General features: G+C 67.0%; 12 protein-coding genes. 7 read left to right on the top strand and 5 right to left on the bottom strand.

Going from position 1 to position 9466, the window contains the following annotated elements; all coding sequences use genetic code 11:
• Positions 1-283: 283 nt before the first annotated feature.
• From RHA1_RS51280 to RHA1_RS01165, 3 genes are all read left to right on the top strand, one after another.
• Complete coding sequence (locus tag RHA1_RS51280) at positions 284-583, top strand: RGCVC family protein (RefSeq protein WP_337505174.1); 300 nt, start codon at positions 284-286, stop codon at positions 581-583.
• A gap of 101 nt (positions 584-684) precedes the next feature.
• Positions 685-1449, top strand: a complete 765-nt coding sequence (locus RHA1_RS01170; RefSeq protein WP_011593529.1) for a haloacid dehalogenase type II — start codon at positions 685-687, stop codon at positions 1447-1449.
• 175 nt (positions 1450-1624) lie between these two features.
• Positions 1625-2029: a hypothetical protein gene (locus RHA1_RS01165; protein ID WP_011593528.1), complete on the top strand. Its 405-nt coding sequence runs from the start codon at positions 1625-1627 to the stop codon at positions 2027-2029.
• A gap of 57 nt (positions 2030-2086) precedes the next feature.
• Here the strand turns inward: RHA1_RS01165 and RHA1_RS01160 are convergent, their stop codons facing one another.
• Together RHA1_RS01160 and RHA1_RS01155 are read right to left on the bottom strand one after the other, a co-directional pair.
• A complete protein-coding gene (locus RHA1_RS01160; protein ID WP_011593527.1) occupies positions 2087-3076 on the bottom strand; it encodes a glutamate ABC transporter substrate-binding protein in 990 nt (329 codons plus the stop codon).
• Positions 3076-4440, bottom strand: a complete 1365-nt coding sequence (locus RHA1_RS01155) for a GlnX family signal transduction membrane protein (protein WP_011593526.1) — start codon at positions 4438-4440, stop codon at positions 3076-3078. The genes RHA1_RS01160 and RHA1_RS01155 overlap by 1 nt, the downstream gene beginning before the upstream one ends.
• A gap of 150 nt (positions 4441-4590) precedes the next feature.
• Here RHA1_RS01155 and RHA1_RS01150 point away from each other — a divergent pair, with 150 nt between their 5' ends.
• Entirely contained in the window at positions 4591-5682 is a 1092-nt protein-coding gene (locus tag RHA1_RS01150) for a sugar ABC transporter substrate-binding protein (protein ID WP_011593525.1), read from the top strand.
• A gap of 14 nt (positions 5683-5696) precedes the next feature.
• Here RHA1_RS01150 and RHA1_RS01145 read toward each other — a convergent pair whose 3' ends face one another.
• Positions 5697-6119: a nuclear transport factor 2 family protein gene (locus RHA1_RS01145; RefSeq protein ID WP_011593524.1), complete on the bottom strand. Its 423-nt coding sequence runs from the start codon at positions 6117-6119 to the stop codon at positions 5697-5699.
• Positions 6120-6279: 160 nt separating this feature from the next.
• Between RHA1_RS01145 and RHA1_RS01140 the strand changes: the two genes are divergently transcribed.
• Positions 6280-6909 carry a class I SAM-dependent methyltransferase gene (locus tag RHA1_RS01140; protein ID WP_041812284.1) on the top strand — a complete coding sequence of 210 codons (630 nt, stop codon included), beginning with the start codon at positions 6280-6282 and terminating at the stop codon, positions 6907-6909.
• On the opposite strand, the gene RHA1_RS01135 is transcribed toward RHA1_RS01140, so the two are convergent.
• Entirely contained in the window at positions 6860-7630 is a 771-nt protein-coding gene (locus RHA1_RS01135; protein ID WP_011593522.1) for a MerR family transcriptional regulator, read from the bottom strand. The two genes, RHA1_RS01140 and RHA1_RS01135, sit on opposite strands and share 50 nt — an antisense overlap.
• Positions 7631-7693: 63 nt before the next feature.
• On the opposite strand from RHA1_RS01135, the gene RHA1_RS01130 reads away from it, so the two are divergent.
• Positions 7694-8170, top strand: a complete 477-nt coding sequence (locus tag RHA1_RS01130; protein ID WP_009472774.1) for a DUF6194 family protein — start codon at positions 7694-7696, stop codon at positions 8168-8170.
• 61 nt (positions 8171-8231) lie between these two features.
• Here RHA1_RS01130 and RHA1_RS01125 read toward each other — a convergent pair whose 3' ends face one another.
• On the bottom strand, positions 8232-8573 hold the full coding sequence (locus RHA1_RS01125; protein ID WP_011593520.1) for a hypothetical protein: 342 nt from the start codon (positions 8571-8573) through the stop codon (positions 8232-8234).
• Positions 8574-9150: 577 nt separating this feature from the next.
• Here RHA1_RS01125 and RHA1_RS01120 point away from each other — a divergent pair.
• Positions 9151-9459, top strand: a complete 309-nt coding sequence (locus RHA1_RS01120; protein WP_011593518.1) for an alpha/beta fold hydrolase — start codon at positions 9151-9153, stop codon at positions 9457-9459.
• The last annotated feature ends 7 nt before the right edge of the window (positions 9460-9466 follow it).

The following is a 9466-nucleotide window of genomic DNA, read 5'->3' as shown; positions in this document are numbered from 1 at the left end:
TTGCTAGAACCTCCCGACGGCAACCAACGACGATTGCCTCTGGGTCGGACGTTTCGGCTTAGCTGATCTATATCGCGGGCACGACCGGGTCCGTTACTACCAGTATGTGCTGTACCTGCGAAGATGCCCCCGGCCGTCGCCTTGCGGGCCGACTTCCGGCGCTCGCCGAGAGGGCCCGCCCGATCAGGCGGTCGACCCGTGCGTCTGCCGAGGTCACGAATGGTGACGCGGCGGGGTTGGGCCGTGAGGGGGTAGCGTGGTGGTTGTCGAGGGTTATTCGAATATGCGCGGTCATGCCATGTCGTCCTCGGCGCCCACCGCGGCCCGCAGTCGAAGGGCCGAGAACTGGAGCGCCGCCATGGCGTCGAACCCGACTGATGTGTCAAATTTCCTCGTCTCCGAGTCGCCGAGCCCCACGCTGGTGGTGGAATCGGAGGCATCGTGCACGGCATGCCCACACAGCGCGGATTCCCACGACGAGCTCGGGATTCGGTTCTGTGCCGTGACCTCGGCGCGAAGCCTCGAACGCAAGTGCATCTGCGCCGGTGACCAGGTGAGTGGACAGCACTACTCCCGGTACTGAAGCAGACGCTCACCCATGGGCGCTCCGTTCGATTCGCCGACGGCTTTGTATGACGGCACTATTCTGATGCCACGTCATCCGTTCGAGTCGAAAGGACGCCCATGGCTGGTGTGCCGTTCCGGTCCCCGTCGACGGGGCGCAATGTCCGCGCCGTGTTGTTCGATACCTTTGGCACCGTTGTCGATTGGCGCACCGGTATCGCCACCGCTGTTGCGGATTATGCGGCGCGTCATCAGCTCGAGGTGGACGCAGTTGCATTCGCCGACCGGTGGCGCGCCCGTTACCAGCCATCGATGGACGCGATCCTTTCCGGCGCCCGCGAGTTCGTGACTCTCGATATCTTGCACCGCGAGAACCTCGACTTCGTGCTCCGCGAATCGGGTATCGACCCCACGAATCACGATTCCGGAGAGCTCGACGAGCTCGCGCGCGCCTGGCATGTGCTCACCCCCTGGCCCGACAGCGTGCCAGGGCTCACGGCGATCAAAGCCGAGTACATCATCGGCCCGCTCTCGAACGGCAACACCTCACTTCTGCTCGACATGGCCAAGAACGCCGGAATCCCGTGGGACGTGATCATCGGCTCCGACATCAACCGGAAATACAAACCTGATCCCCAGGCTTACCTGCGGACAGCACAGGTTCTCGGTCTTCACCCGGGCGAAGTCATGCTCGCCGCCGCCCACAACGGCGACCTCGAAGCCGCTCACGCCACAGGACTGGCTACAGCCTTCATTCTCCGGCCCGTCGAACACGGACCGCACCAGACGGATGATCTCGCGCCAACAGGCAGTTGGGACATTTCAGCCACCGACATCACTGATCTCGCAGCGCAGCTCCGTGCGGGATCGACAGGGTTCAGGTGAGGCGGCGAACCTTCTCCACTGCCCGCGTGATGACTGCGTCGAACTCGACCTGGAATTGCTTGCCCTGACATTCGAGCACCGTGAATCCGGTCGCGCGTCCCACCTCGTGTCAGGTAATTCTTGACGCCAGGTCCCATCCCTGTCAGGCTATACCTGACAGAATTGGGAGGTAGTCATGGAACTGGTCGAACGCGCCGTCAGTGCGGAAATCGACGCCGCTGCTCGCGCGGTGATAACGGCTGCGGCCGCCGAAGCAAGCCGTCACGCCGACGAAATCATCGGCACCGGGCCGCTTCCCGGCACGGCGGAATGGGACGCCGAGCAGGGCACGGACATTCCCAACCAGCGAACCCTGGCCTGGCACCTGCTGAGTCTTCGTATACAGCTCGCTGCCGGCCTGGACGGCATCGAAACCGTTCTCGGCCTGCGCTTTCAGGGAGCGACGTGGGCGACCATCGGCAAGGCCGCCGGGATGACCCGCCAATCCGCGCACGAGCGATGGGGTTCGCGCACCACGGCCCTGCTCGACCCGATGGGGACCGGCCTGCCCAAGACCGTTGCCGACGACGATCCGAGCTGAGCCGGGACGTGGTGGAACTCGGGGGATAAAAGTGGCGCCCGCCGTCTGAGGGGTCGGTCAGTCCCGGTACTCCGGGGCCGGTGGTCCGGGTGCCGGGCCGAGCGACGACAGCCACCGCTCGTAGAGGGCCGCCCAGGTTCCGTCTGTGCGCAGTCGTTCCAGTGTGCCGTTGACGAACCGGACGAGGTCGTCGTTTCCGGGAGCGAGGCCGATGGCGTACTGGGCGGAATCTGTTTCGGGACCGACGATTTCGAGATTCGGATCCTGGGCGACGAGACCGGCGAGGAAGGCGGCGCCTGCGACCGCGTCGGCCTGCCGCTGCTGGATGGCCATGAGACAGTCGTCCCAGTCGGGGACCGCAAGGATCGTGGCTTTGGGGGCGATGCGCGACAGCGCCGACATCGACGCCGGGTCGTGATGCGTGCAGACCCGTCGCCGGGCAAGGTCGGCCGGACCGGAGATACCCGACCCGTCCCGCACCACGAGCCGGCGTGAGGCCTCGAGATACACCGTGGAGAACGTCAAGTCCTGGAGACCTTGACAGGGGAGGGCCACCGGACGCACGACCATGTCCGCGTCACGGTCGGCGAGCATCTCGGCGCCGTCATCGGTTCCGAGCGGCCGGAACTCGACCTTGGTGGGATCGCCGAGCAGATCACGTGCGACCTCCCGAGCGAGGTCGACACCGAATCCGGTGAGGGTGCCGGTCGTCGGGTCGCGGAAACTGAACAGGTTGGTGTTCTGATCGACCGCGACGACCACGGTGCCGCGGGCACGGATATCGCCGAGCGTGCCGCCGAAACTCGGAGTCCCCGGGCGGAGGCTGGCCGGTGCTGCGCATGCCGGCGTCTCTGTATCCGGTGGCGGCGTGTCGGACGGTGCGATGAGCTGGGCGCCGGCCGACAGGGGAAACTCCGTGAAGTCTCCGGAGAACCTCGGGGCGGGTGCGTCGGGGGCGCCGCAGCCGGCAATCAGGACAGCGCCGAACGCGAGGCACCCGAGCAGCCGGGTGGAGCGCGGTCGCCGTTCCGGGTGTGTTCGCACCATCAGTGGTACTCACTCACTCGGGGTTCGATCCCCGCGACGACGGCGAGCGCTGCGGAAACAGCGAGCACGATGCCACCCACGGCGAGCGCCGCCATCGTGCGGTACGACTCCCGCATCGCGTCGAGTTCCTCGGTGCGCAGGGCGGTGATGGCGTCTTCGAGCGATTCGTCGAGGGCCCGGAACTGGGCGGTCGATGCCGTCGCGCCCGGACCGACCGCGACGTCCGCCGCGCCCTGGTAGTCGCCGTCTGCGAGCTTCTGCTGCAGATCCCGGTGCGCGCTCCGCCATCCGTCGAACGCGGCGGACGCATCGGCGATCGTCGGCGCGATCACGGTGTTCCGCGACGCGTCCGAGTTCAGAATCGCGGAGAGTGCGTCCGTGTGCCGGGCATAGTCGCTCCCGGCCGGATCGAAACCCGGCCGGAGCAGTCCCAGTGTCTCGTCGGCGCGGGCCTGCTGGGCGAGGATCCTCGCCTTCGTGACCGCCGCGAGGGGTTCGGCGCCGTCGATCCGTGCGCGTTCGCTCGCCGACGTCGACAACAGCCCGGCGATCACGATCCACACGACGAGTGCGGCCAGCAGGACCGTCGCGCACGCCAGCCCGGGATTGACCCGGCGACGGCTTCGATGCGCCACGTATGCGTGTGCGACGGCGAGGACGACGACCCCGGCCGACGCGACCACAATAGCGGTGGCGGGCAACCGGGCGGTGTGGGATTGCGTGTCGGCGACGGCGCGGGCCTGGTCGTTGTAGAGGTGTTCGGCCAAGGGCAGGATGGTGTCCTGCATCAGAGCCGAAGCGGTTCCGAGATACGCCACCCCGACCGGATTTCCCGCGGAGTCGTTGGACCGTGCGGTCGCCACCAGGTCCGTGTACACGGCGACGTGCCGCGACATCTCGGTGAGCAGTCGCAACGATTCGACGTCGCCGGAGGTGACGCCGTACGACGCGGTGACGAGTGCGTTCGACGCGTCCCCGAGCGCCTGGTTGTACCGGTCGCGCACCGCCAGCGGCTCGATGGCACCCGCGATGAACGACGATGTCGCTGCCGCGTCGGCGATCGACAACGAGCTGAACAGGTTCTGCGCGGCGTCCGCCAGCGGTTCGGTGTGGGCGCGAAGGGTTTCCATGCGCTGCTGCCGCGCGGCGACCACGGCGGACGTCACGAGACCGGCCGTCAGCGCCACCGCGACGAGGACGACGGCGAGGAGGGACAGGCGTCCGGGTGTCGATGCGAGGAATTCGCGCCAGGGGCGCCGGCGGACCTCGGGCTCGACGAGAAGGGATTCGTTCAGGAGATGCTCGTCGGCCGTCGAAGTGTCACGATCTCCGCTGGATACGGCGCCGCGGTCCTGGTGGAACACCTTCTCCTCCTCATCCCTGCACTCAGTGTGCGCCGATCACGGTCGGAAAACACCGAAAGCATCGACCCGCGCGAGTAGCGGGCCTCGCCCGCGGGTATCTCCAGACTGGGCACGATCAGGCTGGAGGTCACGGCTCATGAAGACAGGCTCATGAAGAGAAGGGTGCGCGCGTTCAGCGTCGCGGCCGCGGTCGCAGCGGTGGTGCTCGGGGCCTGCGCGGCCCCTGCTCCGCAGGGCGACGATGCACAGGAGAAGGTTTTCTTTTTCTTGCCGAACACGACGACCACCCGATTCGTGGAGCGCGACGAACCCTTGTTCACCGACTTCCTGGAGCTGTTCGCGCCGGAGGCGACGGTCACGGTCCGCAATGCCGAGGGCGATCCGGCCCGCCAGCAGAGTCAGGTCGAGTCGGCGATCGCGGAGGGCGCGTCCGTGCTCGTGCTGATCTCCACGGACGCGAGGTTCTCGGGTGGAGCCTTGACCGCCGCCGCCGAGGCGGACGTTCCTGTCGTGCTCTACGACCATGACGCGGTCGGTGGACCGGCAGACGTTCAGGTGATCTTCGATCCACTCGAGGTCGGCCGACGGCAGGGTAGCCGCGCCGCGGATCTGATCGCCGCGATGCCCGGCGACGGGGTGAAGATTGCCCGGGTGGGGGGAAACCTCGGTGAATACGGGACCCGTCAATTCCTGCTCGGCCAGGACGAGTTTCTGCAGCCGCTCGCCGACAGCGGCAAGATCCGCGTGGTCTGCGAGACCGCGATCGACGACTGGGACCCGGCCGAAGGTCAGGCATTCGCCGAGGAATGCCTGGCCCGTGAGAACAACGACATCGCGCTGTTCGTCACCATGAACGACGACCTGGGAGGCGGAATCGTCGCGGCACTGGCAGGCCGCGGGCTCGCCGGGCGGATCCCGGTCACCGGCGGCCAGGACGCCAATCTCGCTGCGCTGCAATTGATCGCACAGGAAACCCTCGACAACACGATCTTCAAGAATCTGTCCGATCAGGCAAAGGTCGCGGCGCAGCTGACCACATCGATCCTGCACGGTGACGGCATTCCGGAGGAGATCGTCAACGGCACGATCGACAACCAGTACATGGCCGTGCCGACGGTGTTCCTGCCCGTGCAGAACATCACGAAGGACAACCTCGACGTCGTGGTCAACTCCGGCTTCTACACCTGGCAGCAGATCTGTGCACCGGACCCGGCATCCGCGGTGTGCGGCGACCACAGCTGAGCCGTCGACGGGGTTCAGCTCAGGGGTGCGATGACACCGCGGTCGCCGATCTCGGCGCGGACGTCGATCACCCGCCCGGCCAGCAACCAGGCCGAAGGTCCGCGGCGCCATTCGTCGCGGTACTCGCCGAGGCATTCGTACGTCGCGCCGGCGCGTTCTCCGAGGCCGACGTGAAACGCCCGGAAATAGGACCGAGTGCGCGCCGCGTCACCGTCGACGTCGACGCGGATGTTGCCGAGCAGGTGCTGGGTGGCACCGCAGACGTCGAGGTGGGAGCGGACGCGCGCGACCACGTCCACCGGCCCCGTCCGCCCATAGGCCACGACATCTTCGGTGAGTGTCGCCGCGAACCCCGGCCAGTCCTTCGTGTCGAGCAGGTCGGCCACGACGTGCAGGCGGTCGGTGATCTGGACGCGGTCGGGAACGGACTCGGGCATGGCTCGATCTTCCTCGGAGGACCGGCCGCGTCGGCCCTGGCATCCCGCTGATCGAGACTCGCGTCGGCGAAACACCGTCGGGCTGCGGGTGGGTGCCGAGGTGGTGTCGCATACGGTGGCAGTGGCTCGCCGAGCGGGCCGGATCGAGGAGGAATCGGTAATGAGTGCACGCACCCCCGAGGAGCGCATCCCCAGCCAGTGGGAGGAGATCACAGCAGCCGACCCGGGGCATTCGATGTGGTACGTCGAGCGGTTCCGTGCCATGGAGGCGCAGGGCAAGGACATCGTGGGGGAGGCGCGGCTGGTCGATGCGATGCTCGGCCGCGGCGGTCGGGTACTGGATGCGGGGTGCGGACTGGGCCGTCTCGGCGGCTACTTGCACGATGCCGGTCATGTCGTGGTGGGTGTCGATGTGGATCCGGTGCTCATCTCCGTGGCAGAGGAGGATCACCCCGGTCCGACGTGGCTGGTCGGTGATCTCGCGGAGTTGGATCTGCCGGCTCGGGGGGTGACAGCCGATTTCGAGGTCATCGTCTGTGCGGGCAACGTGATGACTTTCCTGGCGCCGTCGACCCGGGAGGCGGTGCTGACGGAATTCGCCGCTCATCTCGCCCCGACCGGCCGAGTGGTTGTGGGGTTCGGCGCCGACCGGGGCTACGAGTTCTCCCAATTCCTCGCGGACGCTCAGGCCGGCGGCCTGACGGCGGATCTGCTGTTCTCGACGTGGGATCTGCGCCCGTTCAGCGAGGATTCCGATTTTCTGGTGGCGGTGTTGTCGCGCGCGCACTGACCCCCCCTTCTCGGAGTGCGAGGAGCACGGTGAGGGCAGAGGTTGCGTCGAGCAGGGCTCGGGAGCGGGCTGTGGTGGCCTGGTCGCGGGCAGCGAGCGCGGCGCCGATGTCACCCGATCCGGGTGTGTGCCCGAGTTGGGTCATGACCGCGTGGAGAGGTGCGATGCGGTAACCGGCCTTGCGTAGCTGATGCACGACGCGAGCGTCGCGGACCTGTGAAGGGGAGTATCGGCGCGCTCCCGTGGGTGTGTCCCGGTCCGGGACGACGAGTCCCTCTGCGTCCCAATGCCGCAACGTGGAGGGGCGGATGCCGAGGGCGGCGGCGAGTTCGCTCACGCTCATCCAGTCGGATGCCTGCACGTCGTCGACAGGCTCGGTCGAGATGGCCTCAGCGGCCTGCTTCGCCAGCGCGAGTTCGGTTCGTTCCGTGTGGAGTCGGGCGTGCGCGGCATCGAGGAGGGCGACCGTTGTCGCGGCCGGGCACGTGTGCACGCTGCGCACGATCCGTGTGGCTTCGACCGGGCCGACGCCGATGGCGAGTTCCCGATAGGCGAGCGCGGACTGCACATGCACGTCGGTGTAGATCCGGTATCCGGTGGCTGTGCGGGTTGCGGGAGGCAGCACCCCGTCGCGTTCGAGGTTGCGTACGTGCTGCACGGAACATCCGGCACGCCGGGCGACATCGACGGTCCGCAGATGACGCGATTGGAGACTTGTCACCGTATTTCTCCTACGTCTGCTCCTCGAGGTCTCCACAAGCACTTTAATGAAACGCTGGAAGCTATGACCATGGACGACATCATCGACTTCGTCGAAGGCCTCGGCGATGTTCTGACGCTCAGGCCTGCCCCCGGCGACGGTTCGCCGGAGATCAGCTGGGGTGACACCTTCTTCTACTACTCACCGGATCGGATCGTTCCGGACAGGACCCAGCCCTTCGCCACCATCGTCACCAAGAACTACCCCGGCGACGAAAGCTCGGGTCTGGACCGCGCGGGTGCGTTCCGGGTGAACATCCATGCCGGGAAGGAGGCGTTCATCGAGGCAACCGGCCATGCACCGCGAGAGCAGGGCGTCGCCGACGTCGACGCCGGTGCGCGCGACACCGTCATCGCGCATCCCGTCTATGGCTCACTGGCCTGGCTGGCAGTCATCGACCCCGGCTCGCGCACAGGCGAAGTCACGCGGGCGTTGCTGTGCCGTGCGCACGCCCTGGCTCGCTCGCGCTACGAGCGACGAGCGGAATCCACTCCACGCTGAGGGGGGAAGGCATGCGAAAGCGAGGACGACGAATCCTGGCGCCGTCCTCGGTCAAGCGTCATCACATCTGGTAGATCTGGCTGCTGTTCCACCCGATGAGAAGTTCGTCGAGCGTCATGCTCTGGTCTCGGCGTTCTTGCCGTTGGTCGCGTTGTCGGTCGTGGCGGGGGCCGTCACCGTGGTCACCACGATCGCCGGGGATGGTGGGTGCGGCGACTGTCGCAACGGGGTGTTCGGCCGCTGTTGCGATGGTGGTCGCGGCGCCGAGGGGGATGACGGCGATCGCGGCGGCGACGGCGGCCGTGGCGAACCGGTTCCGCAGGGTGATTCGAGGGCGACGGTTCACTGCGCCCGACGGATTCGCCGCGCGCGAAGCCTGGGAGTGGGGAAGTGAGATGTGCATGTCGTAGTGTCCTGTTCGAATGCGTGGGCCCAACGTCCACAGCTACTCGAATGGTGTCTGCGAGGTCCCGGAACGTTACACCCGACAGTCCAGGAATTTCGGTTCCACAGTGAAACCGTCCCGGAGTGGAGATGTTCTCCATGGATGGATTCCCGAGTCCGTACCAGCGCCACGGTGACCGCAGGCGGGCACCACGGCGCGTCAGCCGCGAACAGTTGGGGGATAGGAGAAGCAATGCTGTCCATCGAATCCGGCGGTGCTCGAATCGACTACACCGTGCACGGTGACGGCCGATCCTCGTCGAGCGTGATGTTGCCGGCGGGCTTCACAGCCCCCGCCACGTCGTGGCGGTATCAGATCCCGTCGCTGATCGAGGCCGGCCACCGCGTCATCGCTGTGGATCTGCCGGGTCACGGGACGGCTCCGGCCACGCCGCACGGAACGACGATGCAGACACGCGCCGGATTCGTGCACGCCCTCATCGAGGGGCTCGACCTGCAAGGTGCGGCATGTCGACACGTCCTTTGCGGACAGGATTCCCCCGACCGGCCACGGCACCCCGATCTGGAGACGCGGCATGCGGTTGGTCCGCCTGCTCGCCGCGATGGGCCGCGTCGACCGAACACTGTCGCCACCGGAACTCGCCCTGTTGAACGATCATGCGAAAATCGACTGGCGTCCGACGATCCGTTCGAGCGATCTTCCCGTGCTCTTCGTGGCCGGTTCCGACAGCGAGTTCTGGCCGTCAGCACACGCCGCAGCGGCTGCGGCACTCGCACCGAAGGGAGCGTCGACCGTCGTTCCGCGCGCGGGGCACGCGACGAACATGGAACGACCACATTCGTTCAACAAGGCGGTCGCCGAGTTTCTCGATTCCGCGTCCTGAGCCCCGA

The organism is Rhodococcus jostii RHA1, from assembly GCF_000014565.1.
GTDB classification, from domain to species: domain Bacteria; phylum Actinomycetota; class Actinomycetes; order Mycobacteriales; family Mycobacteriaceae; genus Rhodococcus_F; species Rhodococcus_F jostii_A.
This window is presented reverse-complemented; position numbering and strand designations above follow the sequence as displayed.